The organism is Candidatus Njordibacter sp. Uisw_002, assembly GCF_047730155.1.
In the GTDB taxonomy this organism is placed as follows: domain Bacteria; phylum Pseudomonadota; class Gammaproteobacteria; order Pseudomonadales; family Balneatricaceae; genus Njordibacter.
Map to the genome: position 1 here is coordinate 1473646 of NZ_CP159832.1, position 18290 is coordinate 1491935.

The following is an 18290-nucleotide window of genomic DNA, read 5'->3' on the forward strand; positions in this document are numbered from 1 at the left end:
TATGAGCCACACGCAATTAAAGCTACCAACTAAAAAGCCTGTACCACCTTTGTCTATATCTGAGTGTGTCTTATTTTGGGTAAGGCACTTCTAATGAATATTTAGATTGGGTGTGCATAGCCCAGTAGGCCTCTTTTAGCTGCGTGGTTAAAGGGCCTATACGGCCTGTGCCTATGACGCTGTCATCCACCTGCGTAATGGCCATAATGCCACCGGCAGTGCTGGTGGCAAACGCTTCATCGGCGTGCCTAAACGCATCTGCAGATATTTCCCCAAGCACCACCTTTGTGTTTAGGGCGTGTGGTGCCTCTAGGGCAAGCTTTTGGGCTAGCTGCATTACTATTTTACGAGTAATGCCTTGCAGCACCCCTGTGTTTGTAGTGAACAGCTGATTACCTTTAATAATAAAGATATTAAACCCTGGGCCTTCTTTTATGTTGCCGTTTTCATCCACTAAAGCAGCGCTTTGTGCGCCACGATCATAGGCATCAAATTGCCCCATCACTAAATCTAACCAATGGTAGTTTTTAATGGTGGGGTCTACGCTTGCGCTAGGGATGCGCTGCTGCTTACTAATAGCAATATGAAGCCCTTCTTCTGGTGGGATAATCCACACAAAAGGCACCACAAAAGCAAAAAACTGGTTAGTGCAGGTGCGAGGGTCTCGAGAGCCAGGTGAAGGCTGTCCACGGGTAGTAATCATTTCTACATAAGCATGGCGCAAGCCACTTTGTGCCACCATATTTAACAACAGCTTAGCCAGCTGTGCCTTGGTGTAGGGAATAGATAACCTTAGCTTTTCCATGCCGGCATAATAGCGGTCTATATGCTCATCCAAACAAAAAAATCGCCCCTGCCACACATGGCTCACATCATAGGTGGCATCAGAATGTAAAAAGCCCCAGTCTAAAATAGATATTTTAGCCTCACTAATCGCTACTAGCTCACCATCTACATAAGCCAAGCTTTGAGGTGTGGAGTGGGGTTTTAACATAGCTACTGGCCACCTAATGCGTGAGTGAGGTATTTACTAGCAGTCGGTGTATTGACTACCCAAACATTGGTTTGACATTTGTTGTAGCTTGGCTTTTTGGTCTGTGCTCATGCCTTGGGCTAGGGCTTGTTGGTTTTTAGCGCCAAGCTCATTGCCGCCATAGCCTGCAATGTTGTACCACATGTAAGCTTTGTCTGTGTCTTGGGCAATGCCATCGCCATTTTCATACATTACACCTAGGTAAGCTTGGGCTTCTACTAAGCCTTGCTTGGCGGCAAGTGTGTACCAGCTTACGGCGGTCGCATCATTTTCTACAACACCTTGACCAGTATTATAAATGCTTCCGAGGCTAAGCTGAGCATCAGCATCACCTTGATCTGCTGCCAAGGTGTACCATTTTAATGCCATTGCATCGTTTAGTGGCACACCCTCACCATTGGCATACATAGTGGCCAAGCCGTACTGGCCAGCAGCATCGCCTTGGTCTGCGGCTAGGCCATACCATTTCACTGCAACTTGGGCGTTTTTTTCTACCCCAAAACCAAATCTATAAAGGGCGGCAAGGCTACTTTGAGCATCCACATTGCCTTGCTGAGCTAAAGGCTCCCAGTAGGCAATGGTGGTGTCATACTCACCCGCTTGAAACGCCTTAAAACCCTTGTAAAGATCAGACTCTTGAGCCACTGCATGGCTCATCACCATGGATAAAAACACTGCCGCAATTAATTTTTTCATTGATAAAGCCTTATAATGACCGTTTATTCTTAGTGCCAATAAGTATACAAGCATAGTTTATAAATTGCGCCTGTATGTTTTGTGGTTCAATTGTGTTGCTTAAGTTTATTTTGACGTGTTATGGGGCCTTCGCGCCCACTCTTCTCGCTGGGCATATTTTAGCCTAACAAAACTTGCATCTTAAAGTAGGCAATATCTGCTTTATAAAAACGCTCGCCATAGGGCTGCATGCCAAAACGCTGATAGAAACTTATAGCTGATTCCCTAGCATCACACCAGAACACTTTCACATCCGTTTCTTTAAGTGAACTAATAATAAAGTCTATCATTTGTGAGCCTATTCCTTGGTTTTGATAGTCAGCTTGAGTCGCAAATTTACGCAAGCGCGCCTTACCTGCTTGTAAGTATACGGACGCAACACAAACAAGTGAGCCATTAACAAAAACACCAAAGTGCAATGCTTTATGATCACCTTCTACATGACAATATTCAGGAGGTTTTGTTGGCCATAAAACGCTTTGTCTAAGAGCAATGGTTTGTTCCCAAGAAATAGCTTGAATATCCATATTTTTAAGGCTTCCTAAGCGCTTTTTTCATCACCATTAATGTATGAATACACCTGCAAATCTGTACGCTTTTTCCAGCGTGGATTTGCCCAAAACTTAAAAGGAATCTACCAGCACAAAATCAAACGCACCTGTGTGCTCGCGTAACGGTTTAACGCTTTGGTACTCGTCACTTTGATACCAGTTTTTTGCTGCTTGGGTGCTGGGGAACTGAAAAATAACCGTGCGGTCTTTATCATGGGTGCCCTCTAATACGTCACTCACACTGCCACCTAGCAAATAAGTGCCTTGGTAACGCTCTAAAGAAGGCCCAGCCGCCTCTACATAGTGCTGGAATGCGTTTGCGTCTGTAAGCTTTGAATGAACAATTAAAAAAGCGGGCATCGTGTTATCTCATGGATTAAAAGCCATAGCAGTGTGGCTTATTTATTTAATAGAAACATACCACAAGACATCATAAAACTGAATATAGATACGCTTTAGCGACACATGAAATGCGGGTTTAGTATCAGGTCACGTTGTTTGTGCGGCAATGGATGGCCTATCATGTAAATAGACCATTTACGTGCAGAATATATAGCAATGTTCTAAAACAACATTAATCCACATAGCCAGTAGTAATAAACACCTGCACCCTGCGGCTTAAGGTAAGGTCTTCTCCGTTTTTGCCTGTTACTGGTGAGGTTTCACCTTGGGCAAGCATAGAGGTTACTTTTATATTTAAAAGATCAAAGTAGTGCGTCACCGAGCTTATGCGCTCTTGGGATAAGCTCATGTTATAAGCGGCATCACCTCGTGTGTCCGCATGGCCCAACAGCCTAACAGACAGCACTTTGTCAGCTTTTTTGGTGGCCATGGCCACTTGCTTTAGGTTGCTTGTGGCATCTGTTGTGAGGTCTGCGCTGGCTGTGTCAAATAGCACGGTTGTTTTATAGTTATGGTAGCGGTAGTTAATCTTTGGAATAGCTACAGGCTTTGCTATCTGCACCACCTTATCAACCACTTTTTCAACAACAGCTGGGTTTGGGGCTGCAGGCTTAGGTGGTGTTGGTGTTGGTGTTGGTGTTGGTGTTGGTGCTGGTGTTGGCGCAGCCATCTTAGCTGGGGCTTTTGTAAGCACTACTATGGGTTCTTTGTTACTTACTGGCTTAGGGTTTGCTAGCACCTGCTGGGCATCTAAGTTAAGAGCTTTGGCCACTGTTTTTTGTAGGTCTGCAAAAACTGATGAAAATACTTTAGGCTGGGGCCTACTTTGGGTTTTAAGTGTGGTTAATGTTTTGTCTTTATAGTGAATGGTTCTTACAGGGTTGCCATTAGCCGACACGATTACTGTGCCGTTGGTAGTTGTCCAATATTGGCTATTGCCTGCTGGGCTTGAAGCTGATGCAGAAATAGCAGCCATGGCTAGGGTGATGGCTACGGCGAGTTGGTTTTTAGTGTTCATATTAAATATCTCAAAGCTTTATGTATCTCAAGAAATTTGAGTTACTTAAAAAGTTGAAGTTATTTAACCCCAAAAGAGTGAACCTCCTGTGAACCAAAGCTGAATAGTTGGTGATTAATGATGAAGACACTGTGAATATGAATCAGGTTAACGCTTTATTAAGTTAATGTGTGGCAAATAACCAAGCTAAAACAAACCCACCTAGATACCAAAATATTCCAAAAAAAGCAGGCCCAAAAAAAACTAATGCAATATGGCTAAACCTCAATCCAAGCTGAGTTAATAAAAAAAAAGAAAACTTTAAAGCCTTATTGATCAACAAAGCACAGGTGATAATGCCTAATATTGAGGTTATTAAATTAACATTAGGGTAAATAGTTAGCTCATATTGCACAATATGTGCCCACACAGCTATACAAAAGTCGATTGGAATAACGATTAAGTAATAATAAGATTCGGTTATAAAATTGTAGGGCTCAGAAATGCTAGGCCAATAATTAAAATATTTATAAAGCCAGTAAATACCAAGCCACAGCCCAGCCACTGCCGGAATGAGGCTAATACGCCCTGCTTCTGTGTTGCTGAAGCCTCTTACAATATAAATAGGTTGTGCCATTTTCTAAGCTTACTCTTTAAATAATGAAAGCATGTTTTACCTAATCTTTCTTTCAGGAAAAAGAATATAACACTCATTGAACAATATTCCAAAAATAATACTCTATTACAAGATTTTAATATTTTAATATTTTAATATTTTAATATTTTAATATTTTAATATTTTAATATTTTAAAAATATACCTTCAGTTATCTGTGAAGCAGGTCATTTCTCAAAAAGAATCTACTGCTTAATTAGCACACTGGTTGATTGGTATATATTACAAAGAAATGGTGGCATCCCTATCAGCCGCGCCTCACCACACGAATCCATCGCTGTGGCTGCTCAAAAAACAAAACGACTACAGTTTCTTACGCCCTGGTTTATAAGGCTTTAGAAGAATTCACACTTATCAAGAAAGTGCTTAATCAAGGGTTAATCGAATCACAAACAACACATTCATTTCAAGCGAAGTGTTCCACTTTGTGGCACAAGAAAAACAGCTGCAGATCTTATACATAAAAATGAACCTATTTGGCTAGACTGCTAGCAATCGTCTTCTGGATCTTCCTCTTCCTCTTCCACGCTAGGTGTGACTGAGACAACATGCGCGCTCAGCCACTCAGTTGCGAGTACATGGCCTTGGCTAGCAGCTTGTTGTACTAAAGTTTTTGCGTTTTCAAGATTTTCTTTAACGCCAGTACCTTGAGCGTATAGCATACCTAACTGATATTGAGCTTCACTACTGCCAGTTTGAGCCGCCGTTTGAAAGTGCGTCGCAGCAGCCTTCAAATTACCGTCACTTTGGGCTTGTAAAGCCTGTTCTAAGTCGGTTATGGCATGCACTTGAGACGATAGTGATAGCAAAGCTAATGATGTGCAAAAACTGAACGCCCCAGCACGCGCTATTACTTTTAATCTGTTCATACATATTCCTCTAATTCACTAGCGATGACTAACAAATTTAACACAATAAAAAAGGGCCAGTCGACCCGTTTTTATTGCTATAAGTTAGTCTATTATGGCTTAACAGTGTTAAAACCTAAGATTTCCCACGTCTGCATACCACCGCGGAACCACTTGATTTTTTCAGCTGGATAACCAAATTTCAATAAGGTTGCCATAGATGCTGGAGACTGGCCACACCACATACCATTGCAAAACAATGCTAAGGTTTTCGCGTCAGAATAATCAAACACTTCATTTACGTTGCCTGCCACGATGGCTTCATCAACAGTAAATTCGTCGGCATCACCAACCAATTTAACGCCAAACTGGTCCATCATCACCTGCATAATAATTTCAGTAGTCGCACCTTTAGAAGTTGTTAACTTTGTAAATGGTACGTTGACAGCACCAGGGATCGTGCCACGTTTAACCCAATCTGGAGTTCGTGAGTCGACTACCAAAATATTTTCACCATTTTGCATACGCACGATATGGTCGATAATTTCTAACTCACCCAGTGTTTCAATACCTGGTGCAAACGTCATAGGTTGAATACAAAAGACAGGGCAAGGGCGTGAGGTTTTTGCAAACGCGTCTATCACCGTATTGCTGTTGTCTTGGTTACGCATAATTTGCATAGCTTGACCATTATGGGTCACGTCAACAGACATTATGTCACCCGTGATTCCCACCGGTCCACCTGCAGCCACAGCGCATAAACTAGCAGTACCTAGTAGCAGACCAACACTAACAGAGGAGATTATTGTTTTTATTTTTTTCATATTTACCTCAATATTATTAAAGCACGCTTCATGAGCATGGCCTGATATACTCCAGCAAGTCCAGACATCAACATATTGCCTTTTAGTCTCATAGACCAAAATGGCATAAAAACTTAGCTTTATATTAGTTTTTAGAAAAACAACGTGCCCTCCTTATCTTTAAAAACGTTTGCGGTGAGGCACCGAGCTATTGCCGCTACCCTCCTACATTTAGTTGTAAAGAGCGCCGGGGGTAAGCTAAAGGATTAGCCATGTATTCCACCATGTGGTCCACTTGCTTCAATAAGCGTCTAAAATAAGCTAAATATTTATATAAATCAAAGAAATGGTGGTACCCCTATCAGCCGCACCTCGGCACACGAATCCACCGCTGTGGCTGCTCCCTTCCAGGCCTGACCAGGTTTACGGTTTATCGTTGCGTGGGGACCAATAGGGCTACCATAACGATCACAATCGATCGATTGCGAGGTGCGCAGTATAGGCAAAAAGCCTATGATTCTCAAGTGATTTTTATACAGATTGTATAATAATATGGCCTTTACACGCCGTAGCTAACATAAGGCAAAAACTCCACCTGTTGCGCCTGCTCTCCTGATGTATTTACTTTTATTACCGCTAGGCCATGCCCTTCCATGGCGGTGCTTAGCACCCCTGAGTTTTGATTAGTCATCGCCTCTATCACCAAGCCTGCCTGCGCATGAGGCAACACCCTTACCCGCAGGTATTCTTGTCTTTCGCTTGGTTTTTTGGGAGGGTTCACCAAATGCGCAGTTAAACTATAGCCTTTGTTATCTCTGCAGCCTTGTAGCGCTAGTAGAAAGGGCCTAGCCATTATCATAAAGGTCACCAACACACTGGCAGGGTTGCCTGGCAAACCAAAAAATGGGGTGTGTTTTACACGACCAAAGGCCAGTGGTTTACCTGGCTTTATCGCTAGTTTCCAAACGTCTAGCTGACCTAGGGTTTCTACTGCCCCTTTTACATGGTCTTCTTCGCCTTCGGACACACCACCACTGGTAATAATAATGTCTGCCTGGTCTGCTGCCAAAGCTAGGGCGTTTTCAGTGGTAGAGCGCTCATCAGTAATAATGCCTATGTCTACTAGATCCATGCCTAGCTGGTCTATTAGTCCTGCTAATAAAAAGCGGTTTGAATTATAGATTTGGCCAGTTTTTAGGGCTTGGCCTGGATTTACTAGCTCGCTGCCCGTGGAGGCTATGGCTATTTTTAGACGACGATACACGTCTACACGCTCTATGCCCATCGATGCCAACACTCCCAAGTGCCTTGCTTCAAGCTTGGTGCCTATTTCACATACCACTTGTCCTGTGGTGATGTCTTGGGCTTTTAGGCGTATAAACTGGCCTTGCTTTTGTCCTTGCTGCAATGCGCTTTGGCGGATGCAAATGCCCCCTTCTACTTTGTCCACATCTTCTTGAATCACCACAAGCTGTGCATTAGCTGGCACTTGCGCCCCAGTAAATATACGAGCACAGGTATGGGGCTCTAATGCTTGGGGCACTTGTCCTGCCGCTATGCGCTGGCTCACTGGTATTGCAGCTAGGTGCACATCTTCTGTGCGCATGGCATAGCCGTCCATAGCGCTGTTATCCGCTGGGGGCACATCTACCATTGATATCACAGGGGTACTTAATACCCGACCTACGGCATAAAATAAAGACACCCGTTGCGTGCTAAGGGTGCATGTTGCAGCTTGCATTATTTGCTGCTGCGCATCAGCTACGCTGGTAAGGCTAGTTTTGTTAGTAATAGTAGGCATTACGAAGTTAAATCATTGGATGAGTGAAAGGTCACCATTTCTACAAAGTTACAGGGTTTATGCCGGCTGTCTAGTTGTTCACAAATAATGCCATTCCATGCTGTTTTGCACGCTCCTGTAGAGCCTGGCATGCTAAAAATCACCGTGCGATTAGCCACACCTGCCACAGTGCGAGACTGTATGGTAGAAGTGCCAATTTCTGTAAAAGATAAGCTTCTAAACAGCTCACCAAAGCCTTCGATCACTTGGTCAAACAATGGCAATAAGGCATCAGGGGTGGTGTCTCTTGCGGTAAAGCCTGTGCCTCCGGTTACTAGCACCGCGTGCACGTTGCTATCTGCTATCCAGCCACTCACAGCAGCACGTATTTGATACACATCATCTTTTACAATGGCGTGTTGTGCTAGTTGGTGCCCTGCCCCACGTAAAAGCTCTATCAGCGTGGCCCCAGATTTATCAGTAGCCACAGTGCGAGTGTCAGACACTGTTAATACAGCAATGTTAATGGGCTTTTGTGGCGAGCTAGTGTTGGTCATGAGTGCCTCTGGGTCTTGGCTTAACAGTAAAAAATAACACCTTTAGTATACAGTCTGTTTGGTTCAGATTGTATAGGCAGTTGCCTTAGTTACTAGTAATATCAGTGGCTAGGCCACCCCTCCAGCACTTATACAACTTTAGTCTCACTTACTAAGGTCTAATTTTCAATATTCCCCAGTTCTCTAGACTAGGTAGCAACCTAGAGGCACCTACGCACAAACTGCTGGCAGTGTTCATCTGGGCTTAACAACAATAAATTGGAGTTTGCCATGACAGATGTAAAATCTGAAGACACAAATAAAAAGACGGGCTGGTCTCGTCGTGATGTGTTGAAAGCCACGTCAGCTGGAGCCGCAGCAGGCGCTACACCTATGTTCTTTACTCAAAATGCATGGGCTGAAGAAGCACTTGGTAACTACCCTGTTAAAGGTAGTGAAGTTGTACTTGGTTTTAACGTACCACAAACTGGCGCATACGCAGACGAAGGCGCTGATGAATTACGTGCCTACAAGCTAGCTGTTAAGCATTTGAACAACGGTGGCGGCATGCTCGACACCCTTAAGCCAAGCAAATTGACCGGTAACGGCATTTTGGGTAAAAAAGTTACTTATGTAACGGGTGACACACAAACTAACGCTGATGCTTCTCGCACCTCTGCTCGTCGTATGATCGAGCGTGATAAAGTAATCATGGTTACTGGTGGATCTTCTTCTGGTATCGCTATTGCACAGCAGTACTTGTGTAATGAGCTAGGCATTATCTTTATGTGTGGTTTGACTCACTCAAACGACACTACAGGTAAGGACAAGCAGCGTTATGGCTTCCGCCATTTCTTCAACGCTCACATGACAGGTAAGGCACTTTCTCCTGTATTGAGCAAAGAATACGGCAAAGACCGTCGTGCTTTCCACCTAACAGCTGACTATTCTTGGGGCCACACCCAGCAAGAGTCTATGCAAGAGTTTACCGAGAAAGAAGGTTGGTCTACTGCTGGCAACATCATGACGCCATTGAAGACTACTGACTTCTCTCAGTACTTGTCTCAAGTATTGAACTCAGACGCAGACGTTCTAATCTTGAACCACTACGGCGCGAACATGGTTAACTCTCTAACCAACGCTGTAAACTTCGGCATGCGTGACATGCAGAAAAACGGTAAGAACCTAGAAATCGTAGTGCCTTTATACAGTCGTTTGATGGCTAAAGGTGCTGGTTCTGCAAACATCGACGGTGTACTAGGCACCTCGGGTTGGAACTGGGCTCTACAAGATGAAGGTTCTCAAGTATTTGTTAAAACCTTTACTGATGAATATGGATTCCCACCTTCACAGGCTGCTCACACTTGTTACGTACAGACTCTTTTGTATGCTAACGCATGTGAAATGGCAGGTACTTTCTACCCACCAGAAGTTATCAAAGCCCTTGAAGACTTTAAATTCACTGGCGCTGGTAACGGCGAAACCTTATACCGTGGTTCTGATCACCAGTGTATTAAGGACATCTTGGTTATGCAGGGTAAATCACCTTCTGCACGTACCAGCGAATTCGACTATCTTAAGATCGTTGATGAAGTTGATGCTGCAACCGTGGACTATGATCCAGCCATCTTTGGCGGTGAGTTAGGCCCATACATCCCAGCATAAGCTAGATGTATTGACCCATACGGGCCAGTTTAATGCTGGCCCGTTTTTATTTTACTTAATATAAAATTACATCAACATGACCTTGCCACAGCAACCAATGGGAGTATCTCCACAATGGATATGACGCTCAACGCTTTTACTCTATCTATCTTAACCGGCCTACAGCTGGGTTCCATTTACGTGCTCATTGCTCTGGGCCTTACACTTATTTTTGGTACTTTGGGCGTAGTTAACTTTGCCCACGGTGCCCTTTATCTCATCGCTATTTATTTGGCTGTGAGTATCAACAATGCTCTAGGCTTTGGCCTGGCGCTGATTATAGTGCCTCCTGTGCTGTTTATAATCGGGGTGCTTTTGGAACGCGGCTTAATTCAGCGTTTCTATGACCGGCCACACACTGATCAAATCTTGGTAACCTTTGGCTTAGCCATCGTTTTGCAAGAGCTTCTTAAGTGGGTATTTGGTGCTAACAATATTCCGTTTACCATCCCTGCTTGGGGTAACGGCATTATCTTTATGCATGAATACCTACCATTCTTAGAGGGTTTTGTAGTGTATCCCAAGTGGCGCATGATATTGGTAGTAGTCGCTATCGTTACTGTATCAGCCGTATTTGCTCTATTACACCTTACCCGCTTTGGTTTGGTTATTCGTGCAGGTATGCGTGATGCAGAAATGCTGCAGTTCCTTGGTGTTAACATTAACCGTCGCTTTATGGTGGTGTTTGGCTTAGGTGCCATGATTGCAGGTATCGCTGGTGTATTTGGCGGGCCGGTAACTCAAGTATCACCAGAAGTAGGCATGCAGTTACTTGTGCCTTCATTCTTGATTGTAGTAATTGGCGGCATGGGCTCCCTGGGTGGCGCTGTGTTAGCTGGTATATTGATTGGTATGGCGCAAAGCTTCACAGCACCTTACATCTACATTAATACCATTATTATCTACCTAATCACTGTAATCATCTTATTGGTTCGCCCTCGTGGTTTATTAGGTGCCAAAGGAGTATTTGAATAATGTTGAATCAAGATAACTTTTGGCAACACAACAAAGCTGTACTTTTGTTTGCTTTAGTCGCATTAACCATGCCTTTATGGTTCCCAATTATGGGTGGATACTCAGGCCTAGATACTAAGATCATGATCTTTTGTATTTTTGTGGTAGGTTTTGATATTTTACTAGGTTTTACTGGCTACTTGTCTTTTGGACACGCTGCCTTCTTTGGTATTTCCGCTTATGTTACTGGCATTATGTTGAAGAGCTTCTCTGATAACATTATTCCAGCAATATTAGTGGCCGTTTTAGCTGCCACGGTTGTGGCTGTGATTATTGGTTTGCTTACGCTAAAAAGAACAGGTATTTATTTTTCTATTCTTACCTTAGCTTTTGCCGAAATGTTCGACTCAATGGCTATGTCTATGTTGCAAAAATGGACTGGCGGTGAAAACGGTCTAACAGGCATGCCTACACCTATGTTGTTTAACTTGAAAATGCAGGGCGACACGGTATTTTACTTTGTTACCTTTATGGCTATCTTCTTGTTTTACATGGCTAAGCGTATTGAACGCTCGCCTGTAGGTTTAATGATGAAAGCTATTAAGTGCAACCAAACCCGCTTGGAATTCACTGGTATCAACGCCCGTAAATACAAGCTATTAGCCTTTGTAATAAGCGCTGTATATGCTGCGATTGCTGGCGCCTTAATGGTGGTTTATGAGCCTTTTGTAGGCCATGAATTCTTAGGTTGGCATCAGTCTGGCGAAATCGTCATCATGTCTGTCATCGGTGGCGTAGGCACTTTAGTTGGCCCTATGTTAGGTGCAGGTTTCATGTTGTACTTTGAAAACGTATTGTCTGTAGACCTTGGAGAACAGTGGTTACTTGTTCTAGGTGCAATCTTTATGGCTGTTGTTGTGTTTATGCCTGGTGGCTTTATGGAAGGCATTGCTCGCCTGAAAAAGCGTTATTTCACTACCGTTGACGGCGAATAAGGAACTGAATCATGGCTATATTAGATATACATCAAGTATCTTTAAGTTTTGGTGGTTTAAAAGCCTTACAAAACGTGAATTTAAAAATTGAAAAAGGCACCACTCACGCTCTTATCGGGCCTAACGGTGCTGGTAAATCAACGTTATTGAACGTGTTAACAGGCATGCTTAAGCCTGATGATGGTTCAGTAATGTTTGATGGCAAACCACTGCTTAATGTGAACTCGTTTGACATTAACCAGCTTGGCATTGCTAAGGTTTTCCAAACGCCAGCTGTGTTCCCAGAAATGACTGTGTTACAAAACGTAACCATTCCTGTGTTTGCAGCTAGAGACGGGTCTTTTAATCTGAATATGTTTGAGGGTCGTGCCAAACAGCGCCCTCTTATCGAATTTGCAGAACAACAGATCTGTGAGCTAGGCTTAGAAAAACACATGTACTCTTTGGCAGGTAGTTTGTCACGTGGTGATAAGCGTCGTTTAGAAATGGCTATTTGTTTGGCTAACAAGCCACGCTTATTGTTACTTGACGAACCTACTGCCGGCATGGCTCGCCATGAAACAGAGAAAACCATTGAGCTGCTTAATAGCATGCAAGATGGCATCACCAAAGTGATTGTTGAGCATGACATGAATGTGGTTTTCTCTTTGGCAGAAAAGATTTCTGTGTTAGCTCAAGGCCAAATTATTGCTGAAGGTACTCCAGACGAAATCAAGGGTCATCCTAAAGTTATTGAAGCCTATCTTGGCGAAGCTCAAGTTTAATAAGCGCATAAGGAAACATACTATGAAACAAAGTACACCAGACGCGCCTCAGCCCTTCTTTTCTTGCCGTGAGCTAAATGCCTTTTATGGTGAAAGCTACGTAGTGCAAGGGGTGTCTTTTGACATCCCAGAAGGTGACATTGTGGCCCTACTAGGCCGCAACGGTGCCGGTAAAACGTCTACCCTAAGAGCGATTGCTAGAGCAGCTCAACCTGCTCTTAGCAGTGGTGAGATTTGGCTAAACGGCCAAGCTTTACATAACATGAAAGCCTTTGAAGCAGCTCGCGCTGGCGTTCAATTGGTCTGTGAAGATCGTCGCATCATTCCAGGTGTGACCGTAGAAGAAAACTTAATTTTGGCGCAAATTGCGCAACCTTTAGGCTGGACTCTTGAAAAGATCTACGGGCATTTCCCAAAGCTGGAAGAAAGACGCAAGCAAGAAGCCTCTTCTCTTTCTGGTGGCGAGCAGCAGATGCTAGCCTTAGCACGCGCATTGGCAAGAGATGTAAAGCTTCTTTTGCTTGATGAGCCGTATGAAGGCTTGGCACCTGTGATCGTGCAAGAAATTGAACGTATGCTTAAAGAAGTTAAATCTATGGGCATTACCACTGTCATCGTTGAGCAAAATGCTGTGGCCGCGCTTAAGCTAGCCGACCATGCCATTATCATCGATTCTGGTGAGATAGTGTTTACTGGTACAGCTCAAGAAGTGTTGGATAACAAAGCACTTCGTGAAGAGTATCTAGCGGTTTAATACTGCGTTTAATATAACCTTACCTAGGCCAATGACCACATTGCCTAGGTAAGCTTTAGACTAACCTTTGACTTAGCCATTTGCCTTAACTATTAAATGACTTCTTGTCTTTTATTACTTCTCTTGTAAAGCCTTTAGCAACACGCCTTCACGTAAAGCCCCGGTAGAAAAATAAATCCGATCTAAGTTTAAGCTGCGCATGATGCCCATGAGTATGGCATAGCCTGCAGGCAACACTTCACCGCGATCTACTCGCACTCCTTCAATACTCACATCATCTAAATAATCAAAAGCTAACAACTGCTGCTCTATGTTTGCCATTGATGCCCTATTTAGATAAGCCATACCGCCCTCTTCTAGTGCGCTCAGTGCGATTAATGCCTTCATGGTGCCAGATGAACCAATACACACCTGCCATCCACTCCAAATAGTTTCTGAGGCGCCTAAGGAATTTGATTTAGATGACTCTATAATAGCCTGAGCTGCCTCAATGGCATTTTGGAGATGGGCATTATTAATTTTGCGTTGTGGGAAATAATCATGACTAAAAGCCACGCATCCCATTGGGAAACTTTGTAATTGATTTGGACTATTTTTACCCAGCACAAGCTCAGTGCTACCACCACCTATATCAATCACTAGCTTTTCAAAGGGTTTGTGGGGTGCAATGGCTAGGTCACTGGTGACTCCAGTAAAAATTAATGCAGCCTCTTCTTCACCACTAAGTACGTTTATATCTGCGCCCAATATCACGTTTGCTGCAGTAATAAAATCAGCTCTATTTTGTGCTACCCGTAAGGTATTAGTGGCCACTACAAAACGGTGTTTGGGCGATACTTTTTCAAGCATAGGGGCCAAACGCACAAGACAATCTAGCCCCCTTTCAATAGATTCTTGACTTAAAACGTTGTGCTCATTTAAACCTGCTGCTAATTGAACCTTTTCTCCAATCCTACTCACCACCCTATAAGGCACGTGACTAGTATCTACTACAGTCACGTGAAAACTATTAGAACCAAGGTCGATGGCAGCGGCTAAATAAGTCAAAGTTAGTCATCCAAAAAGTATGATTTATCAGTGTATCAAACAATTATTCATAGGCCAATTATACTTATTAGTTTGATCATACGAAGCCTTAATATTAGATTTCTATTGATTGCGCCAAACTAGTGCAAAGCCACCGACTAATTATTCTAAACGCACCAAAAACGTTATCCGAAGAAATACAATAGAATATAATTTAATCATAAGTATATGATTTATATCGTAATTATAAATTTGGCACGATTATAGCAATAGTGAGGTTAGTAATCACAACTACTTAACGAGAACCTCATGGAAAATAACCTATATGAACTCCAGTTTGCCCTGGACACGTTTTACTTTTTAATTTGTGGCGCCTTAGTAATGTGGATGGCTGCAGGTTTTGCTATGCTTGAAGCAGGCTTAGTACGTGGTAAAAACACCACAGAAATTCTTACAAAGAACTTTGCGCTATATTCTATTGCTTGTGCCATGTATCTGATCATGGGTTATCAAATTATGTATGGTGGGGGCTGGCTTTTAGGAGACATCCACACCATTGATTCTGCGCAAGTGTTAGCCGATTCTGCCGCCGAAGGTTTTGGTGGTGCTTCAGTATATTCTTCAGCTTCAGATTTTTTCTTTCAGGTTGTATTTGTTGCCACCGCTATGTCTATTGTGTCTGGCGCAGTAGCTGAACGTATGAGGCTCTGGTCATTTTTAGCCTTTGCCGTGGTGATGACTGGATTCATCTACCCTATGGAAGGCGCTTGGACTTGGAATGGTGAAGACGTATTTGGCTGGTACAATCTTGGCGAACTTGGTTTTTCAGACTTTGCTGGCTCAGGCATTGTGCACATGGCAGGCGCTGCAGCAGCTCTAGCAGGAGTGCTTTTGTTGGGTGCACGTATTGGCAAGTATGGCCCTAATGGCGAAATTAAAGCTATCCCTGGTGCAAACCTACCCATGGCAACCTTAGGCACATTTATTTTGTGGATGGGTTGGTTTGGCTTTAACGGTGGTTCTGTGCTTAAGCTTGGTGACATCAACTCTGCTCACTCTGTAGCCATGGTGTTTCTTAACACCAACGCAGCCGCTGCAGCAGGCGCCATCGCAGCCCTTATTGTAGCTCGCTTGAAGTTTGGCAAGGCTGATCTAACCATGATGCTCAACGGCGCTCTAGCAGGCCTGGTTACTATTACCGCAGAGCCATCTACTCCCACAGCACTTGAAGCCAGTCTTTTTGGCGCGTTAGGTGGTGTATTAGTAGTATTTAGTATCTTAGCCCTAGACAAACTAAGACTAGATGACCCTGTAGGTGCTATTTCAGTACACGGTAGTGCTGGTTTACTAGGCTTGATGTTAGTGCCTGTGACCAACTCAGCAGCTACATTTACGGGTCAATTGATTGGTGCAGCCACTATCTTTGTTTGGGTATTTGGAGCCAGCTTTATCGTCTGGTTTATCATCAAGCAAGTGTTTGGTTTACGCGTGAGTAAAGAAGATGAATATGCTGGTGTAGATATTTCAGAATGTGGTATTGAAGCCTACCCAGAATTCACCAAACGGTAGATTTGAGTAGACACTAAAAACCATCAAAACTAACAAAAGGTATCACTGCCTTTTGTTAGTTTTTTTAATTGCCTTTTATGCGTTTTTTAATAATCTTTTAACAAACGCAAAGCATCATAAAGTGCGGCATGTACATTACGCCCCGCCCAAGCATCACCAATGCGATACAAGTGGTACTTACCCTTCTCATTAAGCGTTAATAGCTGAGGTTGGTTTCTTCTTAACCCTTCAAAATCTACTTCACCTAAATTACGACTCATGGGCAACAACTCATGAAATAATTCATCATTGGCCAAAGTGCCATTTTCTACCACCACTTGGTCTACCCTACGTGTTTGGTAGAGGTTGCTGTATTCATTCCACAAGGTGGCCTCTAATCCAACGCCTTGTTTAATCACCTTTACTAGCTCCCAGTCTGGTGTGATGCTGGCATTCAATGAGTATAAACCTCGTAAGTAATGTGGGAAGTTTACGTCCCCCTACTTCACGTCCTATATGCCTGTGGGGTGATACCAGCTCTAAAGTATGAGTGCCATTTTGCAGCATAAATTCAGCACAACTCATGCCTGCATGTGAGCCTGTTTCATCATAAAACAACACGTTTTTTGAAGGTTTTACCTGCACTGAAAAAATATCCCAGCTACTAGTCATTAATGCTGAGGCAGATTTAATAGGCATCTCTAAAGAAACACCACCCGTTGCTACCACCACCATATGGGGCTGATAACACTCAACCGTTTGCGCATCGGCCCAAGTTTCAAATTGAAACTGCACACCTAACACTTGGCATTCGCTATAAAGCCACTGACTTACTGAATGCAGCTCTTGGCGACGTTTGGCGCGTGCAGCTAGGTTCATTTGCCCACCTACCTTTGCCGTTGCTTCCAATATAGTCACTTGATGGCCTCTACTGGCCAAAACTCTTGCTGCCTCCAAACCCGCAATGCCAGCCCCTGCAACAACTATGCGCTTATTGGGATGATTACTTGTTGCAATAATGTGTGGCAGTTGAGCTTCGCGTCCAGTGGCTGCATTATGCATACATAGGGCTTCACCCATTTCATGCAAACGATCCAAGCAATAACCAGCTCCCACACACGGGCGGATACGGTGCTCTTGGCCTGCCATTATTTTATTAACAATATGCGGATCAGCCATGTGGCCACGAGTCATGCCGATCACATCTACTAAACCTGCGGCTACGGCATGGCGAGCTGTGGACACGTCTGTCACTCGAGTTGCGTGAAGCACCGGTAATTCAAGCTGTTGTTTTAGCCGCCCTGCTAAGTTTAGATAAGGCGAACTTGGATTACCCATGGGCGGTATACAATCGGCTAGGCCCATATCAGTAGTAAGGTGTCCACCCACAAAATTAAAAAAATCTAATTGATTAGCAGCCTGCAAGGCCTTGGCGACGGTTAAGCATGCAGCTTCATCTAAGCCTTTTTTACCACCGTTATCAGCATTGCTATGACGTAAAAAATCATCACCCGTCATACGTATGCCCACAATAAAATCGGGGCCAACTGATTGGCGAATGCTTTCTAACAAACGATAAGTAAACTCTAACCTGCCTTCTAAACCACCAGCAAAGTCATTATCTGGGTGATTAAACTCTGGGGTCCAAAATTGATCTATCAAATGGCCATAGGCCATGAGCTCGACACCATCTAAACCCGCTTAAGCACAACGATAAACTGCTCGGCTGTAATCTTGCAAAATGCGCTTGATATCGCCATCTATAATCTTCGCTGGCACACTGCCATGGGGCCTTTCAGCCAAAGCCATCGGCGCCACTGGAGGCAACCAGTGCTCTACATCAAACCGTGTGCGACGGCCTAAATGAGTGAGCTGACACATAATGGCTGCACCTTCATCGTGCACACCTTGAGCTAGCTCTTTAATCCATGGTGTCACCAAGTCTTGGCTTAAATCAATTTGTGAAAATGCGGCTGGAGAATCTGCTAATACAGTGCTAGAACCGCCAAACATAGTAAGGCCCACACCCCCTTTGGCTTTTTCTTGATGATAAAGGCGATAGCGCTCTTTAGGCATCCTATCTTCAATATAGCCCGGTGCATGAGCGCTACTCATCAAACGATTACGCAATGTGAGATGCTTAAGCTGATAAGTTTCTAATAAGGGGTCGGTGGTCACGTTCATA

19 protein-coding genes, 1 other RNA gene and 2 pseudogenes are annotated in these 18290 nt (G+C 43.7%); 7 read left to right on the top strand and 15 right to left on the bottom strand.

Annotated features, from left to right (window positions below; translation table 11 throughout):
* Positions 1–70: 70 nt before the first annotated feature.
* From ABXT42_RS07015 to moaB, 11 genes are all read right to left on the bottom strand, one after another.
* Positions 71–994: an aminotransferase class IV gene (locus ABXT42_RS07015; protein ID WP_443627443.1), complete on the bottom strand. Its 924-nt coding sequence runs from the start codon at positions 992–994 to the stop codon at positions 71–73.
* A 36-nt stretch (positions 995–1030) separates the two neighbouring features.
* Entirely contained in the window at positions 1031–1729 is a 699-nt protein-coding gene (locus ABXT42_RS07020) for a tetratricopeptide repeat protein (RefSeq protein ID WP_443627444.1), read from the bottom strand.
* A 158-nt stretch (positions 1730–1887) separates the two neighbouring features.
* Complete coding sequence (locus ABXT42_RS07025; RefSeq protein WP_443627445.1) at positions 1888–2295, bottom strand: GNAT family N-acetyltransferase; 408 nt, start codon at positions 2293–2295, stop codon at positions 1888–1890.
* A 96-nt stretch (positions 2296–2391) separates the two neighbouring features.
* Positions 2392–2679, bottom strand: coding sequence for a DUF1330 domain-containing protein (locus ABXT42_RS07030; protein ID WP_443627446.1), 288 nt, complete (start codon positions 2677–2679; stop codon positions 2392–2394).
* 214 nt (positions 2680–2893) lie between these two features.
* Positions 2894–3739 carry an OmpA family protein gene (locus ABXT42_RS07035; RefSeq protein ID WP_443627447.1) on the bottom strand — a complete coding sequence of 282 codons (846 nt, stop codon included), beginning with the start codon at positions 3737–3739 and terminating at the stop codon, positions 2894–2896.
* Positions 3740–3902: 163 nt separating this feature from the next.
* The gene (locus ABXT42_RS07040) at positions 3903–4355 is read right to left on the bottom strand and encodes a hypothetical protein (protein ID WP_443627448.1); all 453 of its coding nucleotides are present in this window, start codon (positions 4353–4355) and stop codon (positions 3903–3905) included.
* Positions 4356–4881: 526 nt separating this feature from the next.
* A complete protein-coding gene (locus ABXT42_RS07045; protein WP_443627449.1) occupies positions 4882–5262 on the bottom strand; it encodes a tetratricopeptide repeat protein in 381 nt (126 codons plus the stop codon).
* 92 nt (positions 5263–5354) lie between these two features.
* Positions 5355–6065 (bottom strand): rhodanese-like domain-containing protein, encoded by a 711-nt coding sequence (locus tag ABXT42_RS07050; protein ID WP_443627450.1) that lies wholly within the window; start codon positions 6063–6065, stop codon positions 5355–5357.
* Between the two features lie 335 nt (positions 6066–6400).
* An RNA gene (ffs, locus tag ABXT42_RS07055) (signal recognition particle sRNA small type) lies at positions 6401–6497 on the bottom strand.
* A gap of 106 nt (positions 6498–6603) precedes the next feature.
* Positions 6604–7845: a molybdopterin molybdotransferase MoeA gene (locus tag ABXT42_RS07060; protein ID WP_443627451.1), complete on the bottom strand. Its 1242-nt coding sequence runs from the start codon at positions 7843–7845 to the stop codon at positions 6604–6606.
* Positions 7845–8381: a molybdenum cofactor biosynthesis protein B gene (moaB, locus tag ABXT42_RS07065; protein ID WP_443627452.1), complete on the bottom strand. Its 537-nt coding sequence runs from the start codon at positions 8379–8381 to the stop codon at positions 7845–7847. Before moaB ends, ABXT42_RS07060 begins: the two co-directional genes overlap by 1 nt.
* A 270-nt stretch (positions 8382–8651) precedes the next feature.
* Here moaB and ABXT42_RS07070 point away from each other — a divergent pair, with 270 nt between their 5' ends.
* The 6 genes and pseudogenes from ABXT42_RS07070 to ABXT42_RS07095 all read left to right on the top strand — a co-directional run bounded on the left by ABXT42_RS07070 (position 8652) and on the right by ABXT42_RS07095 (position 13531).
* Positions 8652–10025: a substrate-binding protein gene (locus ABXT42_RS07070; RefSeq protein ID WP_443627453.1), complete on the top strand. Its 1374-nt coding sequence runs from the start codon at positions 8652–8654 to the stop codon at positions 10023–10025.
* A 114-nt stretch (positions 10026–10139) separates the two neighbouring features.
* Positions 10140–11039, top strand: coding sequence for a branched-chain amino acid ABC transporter permease (locus ABXT42_RS07075; RefSeq protein WP_443627454.1), 900 nt, complete (start codon positions 10140–10142; stop codon positions 11037–11039).
* A complete protein-coding gene (locus ABXT42_RS07080; protein ID WP_443627455.1) occupies positions 11039–12013 on the top strand; it encodes a branched-chain amino acid ABC transporter permease in 975 nt (324 codons plus the stop codon). Before ABXT42_RS07075 ends, ABXT42_RS07080 begins: the two co-directional genes overlap by 1 nt.
* A gap of 11 nt (positions 12014–12024) precedes the next feature.
* Positions 12025–12543 (top strand): annotated as a pseudogene (locus ABXT42_RS07085) (ABC transporter ATP-binding protein); the annotation flags it as partial.
* A gap of 99 nt (positions 12544–12642) precedes the next feature.
* The gene (locus ABXT42_RS07090; protein WP_443629459.1) at positions 12643–12777 is read left to right on the top strand and encodes a hypothetical protein; all 135 of its coding nucleotides are present in this window, start codon (positions 12643–12645) and stop codon (positions 12775–12777) included.
* 22 nt (positions 12778–12799) lie between these two features.
* A complete protein-coding gene (locus ABXT42_RS07095; RefSeq protein WP_443627456.1) occupies positions 12800–13531 on the top strand; it encodes an ABC transporter ATP-binding protein in 732 nt (243 codons plus the stop codon).
* A 114-nt stretch (positions 13532–13645) separates the two neighbouring features.
* Here ABXT42_RS07095 and ABXT42_RS07100 read toward each other — a convergent pair whose 3' ends face one another.
* Positions 13646–14578 carry a Ppx/GppA phosphatase family protein gene (locus ABXT42_RS07100; RefSeq protein ID WP_443627457.1) on the bottom strand — a complete coding sequence of 311 codons (933 nt, stop codon included), beginning with the start codon at positions 14576–14578 and terminating at the stop codon, positions 13646–13648.
* 288 nt (positions 14579–14866) lie between these two features.
* On the opposite strand from ABXT42_RS07100, the gene ABXT42_RS07105 reads away from it, so the two are divergent.
* A complete protein-coding gene (locus ABXT42_RS07105; RefSeq protein WP_443627458.1) occupies positions 14867–16126 on the top strand; it encodes an ammonium transporter in 1260 nt (419 codons plus the stop codon).
* 86 nt (positions 16127–16212) lie between these two features.
* On the opposite strand, the gene ABXT42_RS07110 is transcribed toward ABXT42_RS07105, so the two are convergent.
* From ABXT42_RS07110 to ABXT42_RS07120, 3 genes and pseudogenes are all read right to left on the bottom strand, one after another.
* Entirely contained in the window at positions 16213–16524 is a 312-nt protein-coding gene (locus tag ABXT42_RS07110; RefSeq protein ID WP_443627459.1) for a hypothetical protein, read from the bottom strand.
* Entirely contained in the window at positions 16517–17299 is a 783-nt protein-coding gene (locus ABXT42_RS07115; protein WP_443629460.1) for an FAD-dependent oxidoreductase, read from the bottom strand. The genes ABXT42_RS07110 and ABXT42_RS07115 overlap by 8 nt, the downstream gene beginning before the upstream one ends.
* Positions 17300–17302: 3 nt before the next feature.
* A pseudogene (locus ABXT42_RS07120) lies at positions 17303–18289 on the bottom strand (oxidoreductase); the annotation flags it as partial.
* Between the last annotated feature and the right edge of the window lies 1 nt (position 18290).